This is a genomic window from Protofrankia sp. CiT1, assembly GCF_917627335.1.
Taxonomy (GTDB): Bacteria; Actinomycetota; Actinomycetes; order Frankiales; family Frankiaceae; genus Protofrankia.
On record NZ_CAKJTP010000060.1, the window covers coordinates 1 to 18,256 of the forward strand.

At 66.3% G+C, this 18,256-nt stretch carries 17 protein-coding genes; 5 read left to right on the forward strand and 12 right to left on the reverse strand.

Annotated elements, in window-relative coordinates:
• Positions 1 to 294: 294 nt before the first annotated feature.
• Together MJ785_RS11895 and MJ785_RS11900 are read left to right on the forward strand one after the other, a co-directional pair.
• A complete protein-coding gene (locus MJ785_RS11895; protein WP_239310518.1) occupies positions 295 to 714 on the forward strand; it encodes an ATP/GTP-binding protein in 420 nt (139 codons plus the stop codon).
• 75 nt (positions 715 to 789) lie between these two features.
• Positions 790 to 1,371, forward strand: coding sequence for an RloB family protein (locus tag MJ785_RS11900; RefSeq protein ID WP_239380839.1), 582 nt, complete (start codon positions 790 to 792; stop codon positions 1,369 to 1,371).
• 131 nt (positions 1,372 to 1,502) lie between these two features.
• Here MJ785_RS11900 and MJ785_RS11905 read toward each other — a convergent pair whose 3' ends face one another.
• The 4 genes from MJ785_RS11905 to MJ785_RS11920 all read right to left on the reverse strand — a co-directional run bounded on the left by MJ785_RS11905 (position 1,503) and on the right by MJ785_RS11920 (position 4,488).
• Positions 1,503 to 1,868: a hypothetical protein gene (locus MJ785_RS11905; RefSeq protein ID WP_239377432.1), complete on the reverse strand. Its 366-nt coding sequence runs from the start codon at positions 1,866 to 1,868 to the stop codon at positions 1,503 to 1,505.
• A gap of 30 nt (positions 1,869 to 1,898) precedes the next feature.
• Entirely contained in the window at positions 1,899 to 2,312 is a 414-nt protein-coding gene (locus MJ785_RS11910) for a type II toxin-antitoxin system VapC family toxin (protein WP_239377433.1), read from the reverse strand.
• A complete protein-coding gene (locus tag MJ785_RS11915; RefSeq protein WP_305039302.1) occupies positions 2,309 to 2,662 on the reverse strand; it encodes a type II toxin-antitoxin system VapB family antitoxin in 354 nt (117 codons plus the stop codon). The genes MJ785_RS11910 and MJ785_RS11915 overlap by 4 nt, the downstream gene beginning before the upstream one ends.
• A 146-nt stretch (positions 2,663 to 2,808) precedes the next feature.
• Positions 2,809 to 4,488: an Eco57I restriction-modification methylase domain-containing protein gene (locus MJ785_RS11920; RefSeq protein WP_239380848.1), complete on the reverse strand. Its 1,680-nt coding sequence runs from the start codon at positions 4,486 to 4,488 to the stop codon at positions 2,809 to 2,811.
• A gap of 230 nt (positions 4,489 to 4,718) precedes the next feature.
• Between MJ785_RS11920 and MJ785_RS11925 the strand changes: the two genes are divergently transcribed.
• A complete protein-coding gene (locus MJ785_RS11925; protein WP_305039913.1) occupies positions 4,719 to 5,219 on the forward strand; it encodes a GNAT family N-acetyltransferase in 501 nt (166 codons plus the stop codon).
• A 95-nt stretch (positions 5,220 to 5,314) separates the two neighbouring features.
• On the opposite strand, the gene MJ785_RS11930 is transcribed toward MJ785_RS11925, so the two are convergent.
• The 8 genes from MJ785_RS11930 to MJ785_RS11965 all read right to left on the reverse strand — a co-directional run bounded on the left by MJ785_RS11930 (position 5,315) and on the right by MJ785_RS11965 (position 16,177).
• The gene (locus MJ785_RS11930; RefSeq protein WP_239310508.1) at positions 5,315 to 6,205 is read right to left on the reverse strand and encodes an LppX_LprAFG lipoprotein; all 891 of its coding nucleotides are present in this window, start codon (positions 6,203 to 6,205) and stop codon (positions 5,315 to 5,317) included.
• A gap of 109 nt (positions 6,206 to 6,314) precedes the next feature.
• Complete coding sequence (locus MJ785_RS11935; protein ID WP_239310507.1) at positions 6,315 to 7,079, reverse strand: succinate dehydrogenase iron-sulfur subunit; 765 nt, start codon at positions 7,077 to 7,079, stop codon at positions 6,315 to 6,317.
• A gap of 149 nt (positions 7,080 to 7,228) precedes the next feature.
• Positions 7,229 to 8,983: a succinate dehydrogenase flavoprotein subunit gene (sdhA, locus tag MJ785_RS11940; protein WP_255724405.1), complete on the reverse strand. Its 1,755-nt coding sequence runs from the start codon at positions 8,981 to 8,983 to the stop codon at positions 7,229 to 7,231.
• Positions 8,984 to 9,012: 29 nt separating this feature from the next.
• On the reverse strand, positions 9,013 to 9,450 hold the full coding sequence (locus MJ785_RS11945; RefSeq protein ID WP_239336415.1) for a succinate dehydrogenase hydrophobic membrane anchor subunit: 438 nt from the start codon (positions 9,448 to 9,450) through the stop codon (positions 9,013 to 9,015).
• Positions 9,450 to 9,800 (reverse strand): succinate dehydrogenase, cytochrome b556 subunit, encoded by a 351-nt coding sequence (sdhC, locus tag MJ785_RS11950; protein ID WP_370651610.1) that lies wholly within the window; start codon positions 9,798 to 9,800, stop codon positions 9,450 to 9,452. Before sdhC ends, MJ785_RS11945 begins: the two co-directional genes overlap by 1 nt.
• A gap of 378 nt (positions 9,801 to 10,178) precedes the next feature.
• A complete protein-coding gene (locus MJ785_RS11955) occupies positions 10,179 to 12,053 on the reverse strand; it encodes a serine/threonine-protein kinase (protein WP_239380852.1) in 1,875 nt (624 codons plus the stop codon).
• A gap of 72 nt (positions 12,054 to 12,125) precedes the next feature.
• Complete coding sequence (locus MJ785_RS11960; protein WP_239380854.1) at positions 12,126 to 13,934, reverse strand: serine/threonine-protein kinase; 1,809 nt, start codon at positions 13,932 to 13,934, stop codon at positions 12,126 to 12,128.
• A 320-nt stretch (positions 13,935 to 14,254) separates the two neighbouring features.
• Positions 14,255 to 16,177 (reverse strand): hypothetical protein, encoded by a 1,923-nt coding sequence (locus tag MJ785_RS11965; protein WP_239310501.1) that lies wholly within the window; start codon positions 16,175 to 16,177, stop codon positions 14,255 to 14,257.
• Positions 16,178 to 16,430: 253 nt separating this feature from the next.
• On the opposite strand from MJ785_RS11965, the gene MJ785_RS11970 reads away from it, so the two are divergent.
• A complete protein-coding gene (locus tag MJ785_RS11970) occupies positions 16,431 to 16,898 on the forward strand; it encodes a cytidine deaminase (protein ID WP_239380856.1) in 468 nt (155 codons plus the stop codon).
• 238 nt (positions 16,899 to 17,136) lie between these two features.
• Positions 17,137 to 18,225, forward strand: a complete 1,089-nt coding sequence (locus MJ785_RS11975; RefSeq protein WP_239376634.1) for an adenosine deaminase — start codon at positions 17,137 to 17,139, stop codon at positions 18,223 to 18,225.
• Positions 18,226 to 18,256: the final 31 nt, after the last annotated feature.

The following is an 18,256-nucleotide window of genomic DNA, read 5'->3' on the forward strand; positions in this document are numbered from 1 at the left end:
GCATCAGGCCACAGTTACAGTGTGATTTTCGTCAAGATCGTGCAAAAATTGAGCTCTGTCCACATCTGGCAACGAAGTGGGGCAGGCGATGCTGATTCGGTTCGAGGCAGCGAACTTCCGTTCGATCGTGGAACCCGCCGAGCTGTCGATGGTTGCGGTCGACGAGGAGGAAGTTCAATACCGCCCTACCAGCAATAGATTCGGCAACCAGCCCAGCTTCGGACCGGATACAGAGCCCCGGCGCTCGCGTCCTCGGGTCCGTCTCATGCACCGGCTGCCGGCCGCAGTCACCCGCTGGATTTCACCGCCGAGTCGGAAGGCACCCGGGTATGGTACCGGCTTGTCGGTCCTGTCCTTCAAACGTTGCGAAGTGGCTCCCTCCTGCTGTTCGACGAACTCGACTCCAGCCTGCATCCGACGCTGACCGCCGAGCTGATCAGACTTTTTCACGATCCGGCAACGAACCCGCGCGGAGCTCAGCTCGTCTTCACATCGCATGACACAACCCTACTTAACCATCTCAATCGGGATGAGGTCTGGTTCACCGAGAAATCCGCGAGCGGTGCGACAAGGCTCGGCGCACTGGCAGAGTTCGCGGGAGAGCGCGTGCGGAAATCACATAACATCGAAGACGGTTACCTGCAAGGCCGCTTCGGTGCGCTGCCTGACACGGACCGCACCGAGCTTCTCCGTAGTCTCGGCCTGATCGGCTAACGATCAATGGCGATCAGGAGGGGTCAGCAGAAGCCACTCAGGCGGCGAGCCGGGACACGGCCGGAGCTTCGCACCTTGCTGGTCTTCTGCGAGGGGGACAAGACCGAGCCGGACTATCTGAACGGCTTGAGAAGACTTCCCGAAGTCAGGCGCAATGCGGCCGTCAAAATCGAGATCGACACCGATCACGGGGTCCCGCTGACACTTGTCAAATTAGCGGCCGAGCGCAAGAAGCGAAACGATCAAGTTGGGTCGGGCGCCGTGGACGAATACTGGTGTGTCTTCGATGTCGAGTGGCCGAGGAACCATCCGGACCTCGACCAGGCTGTAAGACTTGCACGCCAAAATGATATCAAACTGGCGATCTCGAACCCATGTTTTGAGATCTGGCTGCTGCTTCATTTCAAGGACCACACCAGGTGGACTGATACGGCTACAGCGGAATCTGAAAGCAAGAAGCACGACGGCCGCACGGGCGAGCGGATCGACGCCAGCGGCTACCTGCCGAAGAGGGCTGCCGCCGCGCGTCGCACCGCCGCGCTCGCCACAATGCACGAGAAGAACAATAAGCGCACCCCACATGATAATCCGTCATCCACGATGTTTGCGTTGCTCAACGCTCTCGGACAGGAAGCGCGCGGAGACGAACGGGACTAACAGAACCTCGCGCCCGCCTATCCAGACCTGGCTACTGCCTTCATGCGGACCTTGTCCCGACTCTGCTGGTCGACGATATCGGCCACCGGCAGGTAACTTTCGGCCCCATCGAAGGGAGCTGTCGCCTCCCGTCAGCCCGGGGCCTTGACACCGAGCTGCTTGCCCAGCGGCACCACGAAGATCTTGGCCTTCTGGGTGCCAAAGCCAGGCAATGTGGACGCCCGCCTGAGCAGTTCCCGACGGTCCGCGGCGGTTGTCCACAGCTGGCCGGTGTCGCCGTCGTAGGTGTCGATGATGATTCGGCACAGTGCCTGCACCCGCTCCGCCATCGACTCCGGAAACCGGTACGGCGCCTGCGGCGCGAGGTCGGCCGGGCCGTGGCCAGGGCGCGCCTCCAAGCCGGCCCTGGTGCTGGCAACGATGGGCGTTGCGCTGGGCGGTCCAGCGAACGGTCTTCCACCGCTGATCTGGGCTGAGTCGCCGCGTGGCACCGACACCGGTGGGCGCCACGGAGCCGAATTCGGCATTCAGCCCGGTCCGTGCTGGTCGGGAAGGCCAGCGGCGACCAGATCCGTATGGATGAAGTCGTCGCCCTTGAACAACAGCGGTTTCCGTCGTTCAGCCGCAAGCGCATAGGCGAAACAGTCACCGAAGTTCAATCGGGCGGGACTCCCGCTCCCCCTGCCGAAGTCTCGGTAGGCCTGCCGGGCGAGCGTCGCGTGCTCGGCCGTCACCGCCACCACCTCGATGTCCGCCACTCTTACCAGTTCGTCGAACCGGCGGCTCGCGACAGGGTCACGAGCCGAGTCGACGACGACCGCCGCCTCCACGTAGTTCACGGCGGACATGGCGGTGTCCGCCGAGACAAGAGCCGCCGCGTAAGCAGCCGCGTCAGGCTCGGCTCGGATGATAGCCACGAGGGCGGACGAGTCCACGATCATGCCGGTAGTCCGCGATCATCGTAGAGGTCGTCGATGCCGAACCCGCTCCCAACGACCGCATCCGCTATCTGGCGGCCAAGAGCGACGATTCGCTCAACTCGCTGCTCGCCCGCTTCTCGGTCGGCCCGCATACGGTCGAGACGTTCGCGAATCGCCGTGGTCACCGCCGTCGTGATGCTCTCTCCGGTCAGGTCAGACAGCTCACGGCCAAGCCGCTGTGCCTCGTCGTTTTTGATGTTCAGCGCCACCGCAACCACTTCCACCTTGGAGGCAAGATTTTCCTCCAAGGTACCATGGGGGCGTGGCGAGACGAGCCGGCTCGGCCCGTGCGCGCAGGCCAGCGATGGCATCGAAATGTTTGCCGCCGCGCACGGATCCGGCGGTCCCTGCGCCAGCTTTCTTCCGACCGGCGGAAGTTCTGGGTCTCTTTGAACGCCCCAGCGGGCGGCGAGTGCTTCTTCGAAGTCCTCGCGGGCACGGTCAGGACTTCACTCTCTCAGCCTGGCAGGTTGGCCAGGTCGAAGACGCGCAAGGCGGCGTCTGTCGCGGCGTCCACGTCGCGACGCTCGAAAGCGTCACGCAACGCCACGGTGTCCGTTTCGCTGATCGTGTCAGGATGAGGTACTCGGATCCGACGTAGGTACTGGGCCTGGAACCGCAGGGTTCCGCCACGCATCTTGACCGCGTACGCCACGATGAACGCTTCGGCCACCCGCGAGAGCAGGAGCCCGCCGAGGACTTGCAGATCCCAGGTGTCCGAGACTATGTAGTAGAGGTTGTGGTGTGGGTAGCATCCGCCGGGATCGAGAACCGGGTGCATGTTGGCTTTCATGTCCGGGAAGAGGAGTTTCGGTCTTTTGATAAGCCGGTGGTCGACCTTGTCGATCGTCTTGTACCAGCGGGCCGGCTGTTTCCTGGCGATATGACGCGCACGCAGCTGGCCGCTGTGCCGGCGAAAATACCGGCCGAGGCGAGGATAGCAGGCAAGATCAACAAGCTGGCCGTCGGAGCCCCAGGGGTTGATGAGATGCGTTCCCGTCCACGAGAACGAGCCACCGGCGGTGTCACGGACCATCGCCAGCGGAAGGAGACGGTCGTCCTCGACGTCCACACGTTCTGGCTCGGCTGTGATGAACACACTGTCCGCACCCGTGGCGACCCCGATACCTACCCGGGTCCCGGTCGAGCCGTCCTCAAGGCAGGGAAACCGATCGCCGAGGTCCTCCAGTATCGCAAGCCGCGCGGGTGAGGCAGCCGGCCAGGAATCCGTCCCGGCGAACCAGCGCGGAAGACGCGCGGCATGAAACGTCGGCGCGCGGATCGAGGTTCCCTCGCTCCCTGCCCAGTTCCGTAGCAACGCGGCCTCGTCGGCGCCGAAAGACGACGTCGTGTCGGCAACAACAGATGTTCCCTGCTGCGCACTTTGGATGATCGTGATGGCGGGATAGGCGGAGACCTGCTCAACGAACGCGTCCACATTGTGCACGGTGAGGACGACTTCAACGTTGCAGGAACGGCTCACCAGCTCGCGCAGCCGGCTGCCGTACTGGTTGCGCATCCAGCGGTCCGCGCAGATGAAACCGAGCCTCCCGCCGGGCCGCAGAATCCTCAGGCCGACTTCGTAGAAACCGACGTAGACATCCGCCCGCCCACCCATGGCGGGGCACGACGACCGGTAGGCTTTCATCCGAGCTTCGGGGACGTCTTCAAGGCGGATGTACGGCGGGTTTCCCACCACGAAGTCGGCGCCTCCGTACTCACGCTGGAGAAGAAAATCCCCCTGCCGGATCCACTTTCCGGCGAGTTTCCCGGCGCCTGGCATGTCCCAGCCGTTTTCGGTCATGAGCCGGATGGCGAGATCCCGGCTCGATCGCACGTTGCGGTCGAGGAGATCGAAGGAGTACACAGCGTCGGCGGCGTCGAGTGGCGAGCGGCCGTGGAGCTGGCATGAGGCGATCAGACGTTCAACTATCGGCCCGATAAAAGCCCCCGCGCCGCACGCGGGCTCCACGATCACGGCGCTGGTCAGATCCTTGTCGGGCGTGTAGCCAACCCAGTCCAGGATCAGTTCGACGATCCAACGTCGGGTGAACACCTCTCCATGATCGATCGCTGGCTGTGGCGATTCGGTCCGGGACGGAGAGCTGAGCTCGTCGAAGAGATCTTGGCTGACCACGGGTCGACGATAGCTTCGGGTAGGAGCTACTCGACGCAACAGGGACGACATGCCACGCTGCGGATCGTATCGTCAGTCATTGGCGACACGGTGCGTAAACGCCACGAGGGATGATCGTCGCTTTGCTCCGCCGGGCCTGGCTCCGGCAAGGTGGCGATGGCGGGCCAGCGATCCCGCTGGCGAGCATCGCGATAGCATCACCGGGTATGTCACCGGACGCGGATGACGCCGTGGTGCGCCAGGCCACGGAGAATGACGTTTCCGTGATCTTAAGCCTTGTCCGTGGGCTGGCTGAGTACGAGCGGGAGCCCGAAGCGGTCGTCGCGACCGAGACGGACCTGCGGACAGCGCTGTTCGGCCCGCGGCCAGCGGTGTTCTGCCACCTGGTCGAACGGGCTGAGACAGTGGTCGGCTTCGCCCTGTGGTTCCTGAACTTCTCGACCTGGACCGGTCGTCACGGTATTTATTTGGAAGATCTTTATGTTCTCCCGGAGCACCGCGGTCGAGGCTACGGGCGCGCGCTGATGAGCACGCTGGCCAGGCAGTGCGTGGCGCGCGGCTACGGCCGGTTCGAGTGGGCGGTGCTGGACTGGAATAATCCGGCGATTGGCTTTTATCGCGCAATCGGCGCGGTGGGCCTGGACGAGTGGACCACGCAGCGCCTGTCCGGTGAGGCGCTGACCGCCTTTGCCGAGAACCGCCACCTATTCCGCCGTGGACAGGATCAATAAGAGCGCCCCTGTGCCGGGTGCTCTTTATCTTTAGAGCGCGTTTGAGATCGTCATTCCGGCTCGCGGCGTCCGGTTCTGTCGCCGGCGAGCTCAGCTCATCCTGGCGCGATCTCGTTGGGCGGCGGTGCCGTTACGTTCAGAGGTATCCCGAAGTCCGAGTAGGTGACTGTCCGGGTGATCTCTGTGTGCGGGGCTGGGCTGTCGGACTCGGCGCCGGTGACGGTAATGCGGAGCTGGCGGATGAGTCCGTCCGCGTCGATCCAGGCCTCGGTCGGCTGGAGGGCGCTTCCGAGGATGCTCTTGTAGTACTCGACGGTGGCCGTGCTGATGTTCCCCCGTTGGGATGCTGTTTCCAGGTTCACGGACAGCTTGTAATGGGTCGTCTGGATACCGTCGATGGCTTCCTCACCCACGGTGGTCACCGGGGCCGACGCACCGCTCAGGAAGCCGAGCCGCAGCGCCGCGTCGTCGCCGACCCCGGGCTGTACGGCGCTGGCCGATGCGGTGCTGGAGGAAGCGGTAGCACCGCCGCCTGGGACGACACGGGTCCAGCGCGGCGAGCCTGGCGCGCCGCCAGCCGTGATGCCGCGTTGGTAGAAGTCGGGACCGACGATCCGTACCTCGCTGCGGCCGCCGCCGTCGACGTTGCGGACGCTCTCGCTCGTGCTGTGGACGAAGTCAACCGTGCCGGTCCCTGTTGTGGAGATCGTTTGTTTGCGGCCGGAGACGGAAACGAGGGCCGCCGCATAGGTGAAGCGAATTCTTGCTGTCTTCCGCGCGATCGTCGTGTCGTAGGAGGACTCCAGCGGAGCCGGTACGCCACTGGTCCGTGTCGGGCTCGCTGCCTGGGTCGGACCGATCACGACTGGTGAGGGGGGTTTGGCGGGGTCGCTGGAACAGGCCGCCGCGCTCAGCAACAGGCTGGCCGCCAGCAGGAAGATGCTGCCGGCAGCCAGCTGAACATCGCGCACAGCGATCCGAGCCATTCGCGGTCTCCCCGATCGTGAGCGCTGGCCGCCGTTGTGGAGATCCCCGGGCCGCCGAGCGCGCGGAAAAATTACGATCGCGCGCTTTTCGATCACTAGTCACCAGTCATTAGAAGCGCCGGAAGATGAGTGCGCGCTTGACCTCCTGAATTGCCTTGGTCACCTGAATACCACGGGGGCAGGCGTTCGAACAGTTGAAGGTCGTGCGGCAGCGCCACACCCCTTCCCGCTCGTTGAGGATCTCCAGACGTTCGTCGGCGCCCGCGTCCCGGCTGTCGAAGATGAAGCGGTGCGCGGCCACCATCGCGGCCGGGCCGAAGTACTCCCCGTCATTCCAGAACACTGGGCACGAGGTCGTGCAGGCCGCGCACATGATGCACTTCGTGGTGTCGTCGAAGCGCTCCCGGTCCGCCGCGGACTGCAACCGCTCACGGGTCGGCTCATGGCCCTCGGCGATAAGGTACGGCTTGACCGCACGGAACGCGTCGAAGAACGGTTCCATGTCGACGATGAGGTCCTTCTCGACCGGAAGGCCCTTGATGGGTTCGATCGAGATCTCCGGACCGAGGTCCTTGACCAGCACCTTGCAGGCAAGCCGGTTCGAGCCGTTGATCCGCATGGCGTCCGAGCCGCACACACCGTGGGCACAGGAGCGCCGGAAGGACAGCGACCCGTCGAGATTCCACTTGACGTAGTGCAGGGCGTCCAGCAGCCGGTCGCTGGGATCGAAGGGGACGGTGTAGCTCTTCCACAGCGGCTTGGCGCTCACCTCCGGGTCGAAGCGCCGGATTTTCAGCGTGACGGTCCGTCCGGCCGTTGCGGTCGGACCCGAAGCGGCCGGTGCGGTGGTTGATAGATCGTCGGTGACAGTCACGCCGGACCTTTCTCACATCAGACCCACAGCGCGGGCCAGCACATCATAGGCCGCGCTCTGGGTGACCCGAACATCGAAACCTGGCCCCGGACCAATCTGAGAACGCCCGGCGTGGTCCGCAGCCTCGAGTGAAACCGGATTGGGTTCCGTCAGTACTTGCGTTCCATCGGCTCGTAGCGGGTCATGGCGACGGGTTTGTAATCCAGCCGGATCTCCGCTTCGGGCGAGCCGGCGACGAGCGGCCCGGAGCGGTAGGCCATCGTGTGGCGCAGGAAGTTGACGTCGTCCCGGTTCGGATGGTCCTCCCGCGAGTGCCCGCCGCGGGATTCGTTGCGGGCGAGCGCGCTCACCACCAGGCACTCGGCAAGGTCGAGCAGGAAGCCCAGCTCAACCGCTTCCAACAGTTCGGTGTTGTAGCGCCGGCCCCGGTCGGTGACACCGACCTGCTGGTAGCGGGTTTTCAACCCGGCAATGTCGGTGATCGCCTGCTTGAGCGTCGTCTCGGTGCGGTACACCGACGCGTTGACGTCCATGGTCTCCTGCAGCTCGCGACGGATGGCCGCCGGGTTCTGGGTGCCCGCGCCGTCGCGGAGCCTGGTCAGGAGCCCTTCGACAAAGGCTGCCGGGTTCTCGGGCAACTCGGTGTGACGATGCGTCGCGATCGCGTGTTCGGCGGCGGCAATGCCCGCTCGGCGGCCGAAGACATTGATATCCAGCAGCGAGTTCGTTCCGAGCCGGTTCGCGCCGTGCACGGACACGCATGCGACCTCCCCGGCCGCATACAAGCCCTTGACGATGTCGGTGTTGTTCCGCAGAACCTCGGCGTCGATGTTCGTCGGGACGCCGCCCATGGCGTAGTGGGCGGTCGGCTGGATCGGGATCGGGTCGGTGTAAGGCTCGATGCCCAGGTAGGTGCGGGCAAACTCGGTGATGTCAGGGAGCTTGGCGTCGAGCTGCTCGGGCGGCAGGTGGGTCAGGTCGAGATAGACATGATCACCATTCGCGCCACAGCCACGGCCAGCGCGGATCTCGGTGTAGATGGCCCTGGCCACCATGTCCCGGGGGGCGAGGTCCTTGATGGTCGGCGCGTAACGCTCCATGAAGCGTTCGCCGTCCTTGTTGCGGAGGATACCGCCCTCGCCACGGGCACCCTCCGTGAGGAGGATGCCCATCTTCCAGATGCCAGTCGGGTGGAACTGGTAGAACTCCATGTCCTCCAGCGGCAGCCCGCGCCGGAAGATGATGCCCATCCCGTCGCCTGTCAACGTGTGCGCGTTCGAGGTGACCTTGAAAACCTTGCCGAACCCGCCGCTGGCGAACACCACCGACTTCGCCTGGAAGACATGCACCTCACCGGTGGCCAGCTCATAGGCGACGACCCCGGCCGTGACGCCTTCGGTGAGCAGCAGGTCCAGCACGTAGAATTCATTAAAGAATTCGATCTTGTGCTTGACGCACTGCTGGTAAAGCGTTTGCAAAATCATATGGCCGGTGCGGTCGGCCGCATAGCACGACCGCCGGACAGGCGCCTTGCCGTGGTCACGCGTGTGGCCACCGAAGCGCCGTTGGTCGATCCGGCCTTCCGGCGTGCGGTTGAACGGCAGGCCCATTTTCTCCAGGTCGAGGACCGCGTCGATGGCCTCCTTGCACATGATCTCGGCCGCGTCCTGGTCGACCAGGTAGTCGCCGCCCTTGATCGTGTCGAAGGTGTGCCACTCCCAGTTGTCCTCCTCGACGTTGGCCAGGGCCGCGCACATGCCGCCCTGAGCCGCGCCGGTGTGGGAGCGGGTGGGATACAGCTTGGTCAGCACGGCGGTGCGACAACGCTTGCCGGCTTCGAGTGCCGCGCGCATCCCCGCGCCGCCGGCACCCACGATGACCGTGTCGTACTTGTGAACCTGCACCGCTTGGACCTCCGCCTTCCCAGGCGCCATCAGGAGATGTTCGGGTCGAACGTGAAGATGACCAGCGATCCCAGCGTGATGACCAGGCCTGCCGACACATACAGCAGCATCTTCAGCCAGAACCGGGTCTGTGCTCGCTCGGCGTAGTCGTTGATCACTGTCCGTAGGCCATTGGTTCCGTGCAGTTCGGCGAGTACGAGCATGAGCAGATCCCAGGTCCGCCAGAACGGCGAGGCCCAACGGCCCGCGACGAAACCGAAGCCGATCCGTTGCACCCCGCCATCAAGGATGTTCATGATGAACAGGTGACCGAGCACGAGAAAGAGCAGCAGGACCCCGGAGATTCGCATGAACAGCCACGCGTACAGCTCGAAGTTCGTTCGCGCCTTCGGGCCGCCCGGCCGCCGCCGCGGGCTGCGCGGTGTCTCGATGGCCGGGGCGGCAGCGCCGTTGATTGTCGTCGCCATCAGGACGCGCTCCCGAACAGGGTCTCGAACATGTGCTTGAGCATGAAGAAAGCACCGGGGACGACGAGGACCAGCCACACCACGATCTCGGTGTAGAGCATCTGGCGCTGGAAACGGGGACCGGATTTCCAGAAGTCGATCAACGTGATCCGGATCCCGTTGAGTGCGTGGAAGACGACCGCGGCTACAAGCCCTACCTCCATCAGGTTCACGATCGGGTTCTTGTAGGTCGCGATCACACTGTCATAGGACGACGGTGACACCCGCACGAGCGCGGTGTCCAGGACGTGGGCGAACAGAAAGAAAAAGATCAGTACGCCGGTGATCCTGTGCGCAACCCAGGACCACATCCCTTCACGGCCGCGGTAGAGCGTTCCCGCTGGTGCCTTCGGCACTGAAAGCTCCTCCGGACCTGCCTGCCGACAGGCTGGTCCTGATGGTCCCGTCCGATGACTCTTGGTAACCTAGCTGGCCCGAAGGGCCCGCGCCGGCAGCTGGAGCGAAGCCGAGTGGCGGGTTCGGGGGGCACTAAGCACCTTGAGACATCATGCGGACGATGGTTTGTGTGGACCCGATGTTAGTGCTGAGCCCATGGAGGGGCATGCCAGCTTCGGTGACACTTAGGTGAAGTATGTCACAGAAAGTGATCGCTTTCATTATGTTTCGAGGCTGGCGGCCATCCGTTGTTGATCAGAGAGATCCCCGGCGGTCCCGTGGGCTTTGAGGCGTCACGAAGCCGGCTGCGCTGTCGCTGTCGGTGTCGATGTGCTGGGCGGGGACGACGCGGGCAGCGTCGAGGTGGGCGAGATGGCCGGCGCCGTGGGGCTCGCGGCGACGCTGGTCGGCGTCGGGCTGTGGGCCGCCGGGTCGGTCTCGATGGGCGTCGCCGCGGGTGGGGTGGTTGACGCGCTCGGTGATGCCCTGCGGCTGGCCGGAAGCCTGAACGAGGGGGCGAGGCCGGTCGGGAGCACCCGAGGATTGAGGTTGTTCTGCTCGTCCGCCGTGCTGGTCGCCGCGGGGATACCGTTCCCGCCGGGGTTCTGCGGCTGGGTGGTGTCGGACCCGGGGGTGAGGATCCCGCTGAGCGCTATTGCCGCCCCAGTCGCCACCGACGCGGCGGCCACCGCGATGATCACAGCCCGCCGGAGCGGCGGCTCACCGTCTCGGCCGGTGGCTGACGCCGGCCCATCACCGTGATGATCAAAGCTGAAGGGTGTGCGGGCTGGGCCGATCGCGATGTCGCCGGAGACTGGTAGCAGACCGTCGTCTTGATCAGAATGTCTGCCGGTGCTGTATCCGGCGGAGCCGGGCGAGCGAGAGCCACCCCGATGAGCCGTCAGCGCGGTGGTGCCCGTGACCCCCGATGCCCCGGCCGCCGCGGGGTCCTTGCGCAGCCCCACCGCAAGCGCGGTCATGGGCTTCTCATACAGCGCGGAGCCGATCGAAACCTCGGCGATCTCGATTTTGTCGGCCATGGAGCCGACGGCTGTCAGCTCATCGCCCTCGCTGGCGGCAGCGGGCGCGCTGGCGGTGTTCCCGCTCGCCGTCGTCGCGCCGCCGGCTGTGGTCCCGCTGGCTGTGGTCGGGCTCAGGGCGACGGCGTCGGCATCCGCATCCCCGATGGGCAGCAGATCGCCGCCGACATCCTCGAGACCGGCCGAACTGGACTCGACCGGCGCCGCGTCACCTTCGTCCGGCCTGTTGACGTCTGGTTTCGGCCGACCGCTGATGACGGAGGCGGGTACCGCCGCGGTGCCCTGGGCGATCGGCGCCAGCCGCTGGCGTATCTCGGCCGCCTCTGGACGCTCCGGCGCGGGCCGGTCGAGCAGATCGGTGAGCAGGCCACGCAGTGGGCCGGCGAGCCGGAACGGACGCCTGCGTCCCTCCACCACGGCGGTGAGAACCGCGTACGTTTCCGGTCCTTCGAACGGAGGCTGCCCCTCCACCGCCGCGTACAGCGTGGCGCCGAGCCCCCACAGGTCGCTCGAGGGAGTACCGGAGGAGCCGCGGACCCGCTCGGGGGCGATGTAGGCGGGCGAGCCGACGAGCGCGCCTGTTCCCGTGAGCGTAGAGTCGCCATCAGTGGCCGCAATTCCGAAGTCGGTAAGCCGGACATGGCCGTCCCGGCCCAGCAGTACGTTGCCGGGCTTGATGTCGCGGTGCAGCACACCCGCGGAGTGCGCGGCGGCGAGCGCGTCAACGAGAGTGAGGCCAATTGCCGCGACCCGCGCTGGTGGGAGTGGGCCGTTCGCGCGGATGACCTCTCCCAGGCTGTCCGCGTTGACCAGCTCCATGACGATCCAGTGGCGTTCGGCTTCCTCAGCCACGTCGTAGACGGCGACAATCGCCGGGCTGTGCAGGCGGGCCAGCGCGCGGGCTTCGCGCAGCACCCGCGTTCGGATCGCGTCGCGCTCGACCTGGGTTCCGGCAAGTGGAACGAGGATCTCCTTGATCGCTACTGGGCGCTGGAGAAGTTCGTCCTCGCCGCGCCAGACGACACCAGCGCCACCACGACCGATTGGAGTATCCAGACGGTAACGTTGAGAGACGTATCGGGGTGTGTTGTGACGCGAGGAGTCTCCGGGCGGCGTCGGTCTGGACATCCCCTTAAGTCTCGCAGACGCGTCGCCGGATGCGCTGGCCACCCTTGCCCAGCGCGGTCCGTTGGTCACCGCTCATGGGCCTGGCCGGAACGTCGAGAAAAGCCGCCACATCAACGGAAGATCGGCTGACCAGCTGGCGTCGGACGTGGACCAGTACAGCGCGTAGCCATGGCCGTTACGAACAATTCCGCGATTGAGAACATGAACTCTTTTGCCGCCGGAGGTGTAGAGGAATTCCCAATCCGCCTGGATGGAGCCGTCTCCGCCGTCACTCGGCGTGATCCGCACGCGTTCGTAGTTCGTCAGGCGCGCGCGCAGGTCGCCTTCGTGTGCCTGCCAGTCCGCCAACGCGGATGGATTTGCCTGCGCCGCGGTGTCGACCCGCAGGTAGGCACCGGTATCCGGATTGATGAAGTCGATTCGTTCGGTGCCACCAGCTGGATGCTGCTCCCAGCCCGGTGGGTAGGCGACCGACCAGCCGGAGCGTCCGCTGTAGGACTGCCAGCCCGCGGGCGGCGTTACCGGGGTCGGGGCCGTCGGCACCAGCCCCGGATCACTGACCACCGCGCCACCGGTTGGTGGCGCCGCGTTCGTGGCGGCCGGAGCCGACGTCACGGGCGTCCTCAGCGGGGTCTTGGCCGTGCCGCTGAGCACCGCCGCCGGATTGGCGCTGCCGGTCGGGTTGTCCGCGCCTGAGCCCAGGCCGAGCAGCGCGGCCGAAGTGAGGGCCGCGCCCACGATGAGCGTCGCGGCGATGATGGCGATGAGCAGCCGGAGCCGCTTGCCATCCGATCGGGGAGCCACCGTCGGTATCGGGCCGGGAGCGGCCGGGGCGGCCGCGTTCACAGCCGCGCCGGCCGTTGCCGTTTCCGGCTGGACCGGGATCGCCATGATCGTGGCCGGTGCCGTGCCGGTATCCGTGGCCGCTATCTCGTGCTGCTCGTGGTCCTGTTCCTGCTCGTGGTCCTGGTCCTGGTCCTGCTCCTGGCGGAGGGCCTGGGGGCTGACCGGACGCCTTGCGGACTCGCGTTCACCGACCTGCCGCAGACGTTGCCTGGCCCGCGGCAGGGACGGGCGTGCGGATGGCTTCGCCGCCATGAGGTCGTCGATGATCGGCGCAAGGGCACCGGCGAGCCGGAACGGCTGGCGCCGTCCGTCGACGATTGCGGTCAGCGTCGCGATGGCGCTGTCGGACTCGTACGGCGGCCCTCCCTCCACAGCGGTGAAAAGCGTCGCGCCGAGCGCCCAGATGTCGCTGCCGGGTCCGCCCGTTCCGCCGCGAGCCCGCTCCGGAGCTATGTAGGAGGGCGAGCCGAGAAGAACGCCGGTCCGAGTCAGCGTCGGGTCTCCGGCGGACAGCGCGATGCCGAAGTCGGTCAGCCGGGCCCGCCCGTCAGCGCTGATCAGTACGTTGGCGGGCTTCACATCGCGATGGACGATTCCGCTGCGGTGCGCGGCCTCAAGGGCGTAGCCGAGGCTGATGCCGATCCGGGCGACCCGTTCCCGGGGCAACGGCCCGGACTCACGGATGATGTCCGCCAGCGACGGGCCGTCCACCAGCTCCATCACGATCCACGGGCAGTCGTCGGCATCAAGCACGTCGAAGACCGAGACGAGGCCCGGATGGTGCAGGCGGCCGGCCGAACGCGCTTCGCGAAGTACCCTCGTGCGCAGGACCGCCCGCTCATCCGCGGAGATCGACGGCGGAAGGCGGATCTCCTTGACGGCGACCTCGCGCCGCAGCAGCTCGTCCGTGGCCGCATAGACCACCCCGAAGCCGCCACGGCCGAGCTCATCGCCGAGCCGGTAGCGACCACCGATGAGGTGGGGCGGACGCGAGGCATGGCCAGCCTCGGGCGTCGTATCGCGGTCGAGCGACATCCGTCCGTTTCACCTCCTCGTTCCCATCGTCGCGGACCAAGCCAGACTTTGCGGGTACCGCGCTGTATCGGTGAAGCGCGGCGCCGGTGGCCCTCGGTTTCCGTGCGTGTGGCCGCAAAGTCCGTGTGGTCATCGCTTGGTCCACTTCATCACACACCAGAGTGTGGGCTGACGCCCGGTTCCCGCCGAACGGCCCGGGGCCGTTGAGGGCGCAGGCCGTTGCGCCGTCACATGTCCGTCAGGCCATACCGGCGCTGGCGGTTCCGGGCCCATGACCTGGTCGGTTCGCGAGCCGCGGGCACGAGCCCCGGGTGCTGGTGTCACGGCAACAGCCAGACGTACACGCCAGCTGTGAACCGCGGTTGCCGTCCCACCAGAAACGTCACCGTGTCGCGAAGTTCCGGCGCATGCTGGGCCGGGCCGAGTACGACAGCACGCACCCCGAGGCGGATGAAGTCATCCCATGCCTGTGTGATCTTTGCTGGGGTCAGAGCCGGGGCTCCCGCGGACCGGCCCCACCCGATGTCGGTCAATAGTTGTGCCGTCGCGGTCGGCCTTCGCCCACCCATGTAGGCCTGCCCGTCGTCACCCGGGCCGATGAAATAGCCGCCGGGCATCGAGAAGTGGAAACGGGCCGCGGTCTGCCAGAAAAGCGGTGCGGTCTGGACCCCGCTCGGGTACGGCAGCAGCAGCACGGTCGAATTCGCGGGGAGAACCTTGAGCGCGTTGGTGGTGAAGAACGAGGGAACATCAGGCGACCGTTCGACGGAGTATGGCCGTGGGACCAGCGGCAGGACGCATACCGCGGTGACTACGACCGCTGTGGCCGGGCCGCCGGAGCCGAGCCGGGAAGGCAGGAGATCCAGCACGATGGCGAGGATGAGCCCCGCCATCAGCGCGGTGCCGAGAGCAAACCTGTCGGGTAGCGCGGCGTCGAAGACCGGAATACGGGCGACCAGGTTCCACGGTAATAGCAGGCCAGTCTCGACGCCATTGACGAGCAGCGTGCTGCCCAGCGTCAGGACCGCGAGGGCCAGGCCGGTGAGCCCGGCTATGCGTAGTCTGAGGTCACGGAAGCCGAGGACGGTTGCGGAAAGACAGAGGATAAGCAGGGGCCAGCCGAGGTAGCTCATGTACTCCGGTGCGCCGCCCTGAAAGGACGCGGCCCGTCTGACCTGCGTGGCCGATGCCAGTAACTGCCGTGACGAAGGAACGTAGAGACCCGTCAGATCGCTCTTGTAGAAATTAGTGAGAAACGGGCTTCCGTGGCTTCGCGGAGAACCAAGGAACTGAATTCCCAAAGGGATGGAAGTCAGTACGAGAAAAGATGGTAAAGCAATCAGAAAAATGCGCACGGAGTCACCGGAGTGGCGGTGGAATCCTGGCCGGCTCAACATCAGAAAGGTGAGCCCGAGTATAGCCGTCACCGCGGTTATGAACAACACCTCTTCGCCGGTCAACAGTTGCAGGCCAGCGCCCGTGCCCAGCAGGATGCCTTTTCGCAACGGGCGTCCCGTCCGCTGGATGACATCGGTGATCAGGCAGAGCAGCAGCGGGATGGCCGGTGCGAAAACCAGGCTCAGATGGCCGGTGCCGGCCGCCACCAGCGCCGGGGAAAAACCGTACACGTAGCCACCCACGTAGGCTGCCACCGCCCCCACGCCGAGCTTGCGCGCGAATAGCTGGGCGCCCAGGGCTGACAGCGAGAAGGCCAGCACGATCAGCACGTTGTAGGATGCCACTGGGCCGGCGGCGATGGTCAGCGGAGTCAGTAGCAGGCCGGGCGCCAGGACGGATGTGTTCCAGAGCGCGTTTATTCCCTCTGGCGCGTTTGCCAGGTGCGTGATGAACGGGTTCGACAGGCTGGTGACCGCGTGCGCGGTATGCGCGAGCCACCAACAGTACAGACCGGTGTCGTTCGGATTACCCGCGATTATGTTCCGGGTGGGCTCGGACCAGACCCTGCCGGTGAGCCCGAAGGCCAGCAGAAGATAGCTTGCGGCAACTGGCAGCCGCCCTCCCATGCGTTGCCGCCACCCCGGCCGCCCCGGCCGCGCCGAGCCGTCAGCGGCCCGAGGGAACCACGACCGCACAGCCGCCGGTCCGGGGCGCGACACGCCGTCGGTGGTCCCGGTGGGCGGTGATTCCCGTCGCGGCGTGGCGGGCGTGCGCTGAGCGCCGGTCGATGACGCAACGGTGTGCCCGGTCCCGGGCGCGGCCAGCTCGGCGGACCGCTTTTCCATTCAGTCCTCCACCGGCTGCCAGCGGGAAATCGTCGTGGTGCACCGCGCCCCACCGCGCCGGACGGGTGCGGCGCGCGTTGAAGCCGCCCTGCGCTGAGTCACATCCTTGCCTAACCGGGCCAGGATCGTCGCTCAAGCCGACGGGCTGCCTGTTGCCTGCCCGTTCGTCCGGGCCCGCGTCAGTATCCCGATTATGATCAGCGGCATACGAGCAACGGGTACCGGCTGTGAGCGGCTACGGAGAGGCGTCCACATGGTCGAGCCGAGCGGCGGCGGACCCCTGCCGGCGGCGGGCGTTGTCGACTGGGAGCGCCTTCGGGGCGCGGCGATGCGGGTCGCGGCCCGCGCGTACGCCCCGTACTCTCGCCTGCGCGTCGGGGCCGCCGCCGTGGTCGACGACGGCCGTCTGGTCGTTGGGTGCAACGTGGAGAACGCCTCCTTCGGGCTTACTCTCTGCGCTGAATGCAGCCTTGTCGGAGCGCTGTGTTCCTCGGGGGGTGGACGGCTTGTCGCGGTCGCCTGTGTGGATGCCGCGGGTGTCCCGCTCGCACCCTGCGGGCGGTGTCGCCAACTTCTGTACGAACACGGGGGCCCGGATCTCCAGATAGCTCTGGCCGGGGGTCCGCGTTCACTTCACGATCTTTTGCCGGAAGCGTTCGGGCCCGCCGACCTGCCGCCCGGCGGGCCCGGCGGACCGCCGCGCGACGGACGGTGGCCATGACGTTCCATGTCATCGATCTCATCAGGGCGAAACGAGACGGTGGCCGGCTGCCCGACGGCGCTGTGGGCTAGTTGATCCGTTCCTGCGCGGATGGACGGCGGGGCCCGCGTCCACCGGTAGGACATGCGCCCATCCGTGGGGGTGGCGCGGGAAGCGGGGAGCCTGGTCAGGGTGGGTGGAGCGGGTGGCGCGCGGTGGCGGTCAGGCCGCCGTCGCACGCCTGCCGTACGGTCGGGCGATGAACGTGCCCGCCCCGCCACCCTCCTTGAACGCCATCCGCCGGGCACCCAAGGTGCTGCTGCATGACCATCTCGACGGCGGGCTCCGTCCCGCGACCATCGTCGAGCTCGCCGACGCGGCCGGTTACGGCGCACTGCCTACCCTGGCGGTGGACAAGCTCGCGACCTGGTTTCGTGGCGGCGCCCACAGCGGATCACTCGTGCGCTATCTGGAGACGTTCAGCCATACCGTCGGGGTCATGCAGACCGCGGACGCGCTCGCTCGGGTGGCTCGTGAGTGCGCCGAAGACCTCGCCGCCGACGGCGTCGTCTACGCTGAGATCCGGTTTGCTCCGGAGCTGCACGTCGAGCGTGGGCTTGCGCTCGACGCGGTGATCGAGGCGGTCCTGGACGGCCTGCGCGCCGGCTCGGAGGGGACCGGGCTGACGATCCGCGCGCTGGTCACCGCCATGCGCCACGCGGCGCGATCGCTGGAGATCGCTGAAGCCGCGGTCCGATGGCGGGACCGGGGCGTCGTCGGTTTCGACATCGCCGGCGCGGAGGCCGGCTTCCCGCCCACCCGCCATCTGGATGCCTTCCAGTACATGCAGCGGGCTAACGGGCACTACACGATCCACGCCGGTGAGGCGTTCGGGCTGCCCTCGATCTGGGAGGCGCTGCAGTGGTGCAACGCCGACCGCCTCGGTCACGGTGTTCGGATCATGGATGATATCACCGTCAAGCCGGATGGCGACATTACCCTCGGACGGCTTGCCAACTACGTCCGTGACGTCCGGGTGCCGCTGGAGATGTGCCCTACGTCCAATGTCGACACGGGAGCGTGCGCGAGTATCGCCGAGCACCCCATCGGTCTGCTGCGCAGGCTCCACTTCCGGGTGACGGTCAACACCGACAACCGGTTGATGAGCGGGGTGACGCTGTCGAGCGAGTTCGCCAGGCTGGTCGACACCTTCGGCTACGGCTGGCCGGACCTGTCATGGCTGACGGTCAACGCGATGAAATCGGCCTTCATCCCCTTTGATCAGCGTCTCGCCATCATCAACAATGTGATCAAGCCCGGCTTCGAGCGGTTGTGCTCCGGTGGGTAGCCGATCGGCTGATGCCGGTGCTGTGCCGGCC

Excerpts from the sequence above, each read along its gene's own strand:
- MJ785_RS11910 (WP_239377433.1), bottom strand. The coding sequence starts at position 2,312 with ATGATCGTGGACTCGTCCGCCCTCGTGGCTATCATCCGAGCCGAGCCT.
- MJ785_RS11915 (WP_305039302.1), bottom strand. The coding sequence starts at position 2,662 with ATGCCATCGCTGGCCTGCGCGCACGGGCCGAGCCGGCTCGTCTCGCCA.
- MJ785_RS11930 (WP_239310508.1), bottom strand. The coding sequence starts at position 6,205 with ATGGCTCGGATCGCTGTGCGCGATGTTCAGCTGGCTGCCGGCAGCATC.
- MJ785_RS11945 (WP_239336415.1), bottom strand. The coding sequence starts at position 9,450 with ATGGCGACGACAATCAACGGCGCTGCCGCCCCGGCCATCGAGACACCG.
- sdhC (WP_370651610.1), bottom strand. The coding sequence starts at position 9,800 with ATGTGGTCCTGGGTTGCGCACAGGATCACCGGCGTACTGATCTTTTTC.
- MJ785_RS11955 (WP_239380852.1), bottom strand. The coding sequence starts at position 12,053 with ATGTCCAGACCGACGCCGCCCGGAGACTCCTCGCGTCACAACACACCC.
- MJ785_RS11960 (WP_239380854.1), bottom strand. The coding sequence starts at position 13,934 with ATGTCGCTCGACCGCGATACGACGCCCGAGGCTGGCCATGCCTCGCGT.
- MJ785_RS11965 (WP_239310501.1), bottom strand. The coding sequence starts at position 16,177 with ATGGAAAAGCGGTCCGCCGAGCTGGCCGCGCCCGGGACCGGGCACACC.
- MJ785_RS11970 (WP_239380856.1), top strand. The coding sequence starts at position 16,431 with ATGGTCGAGCCGAGCGGCGGCGGACCCCTGCCGGCGGCGGGCGTTGTC.
- MJ785_RS11975 (WP_239376634.1), top strand. The coding sequence starts at position 17,137 with ATGAACGTGCCCGCCCCGCCACCCTCCTTGAACGCCATCCGCCGGGCA.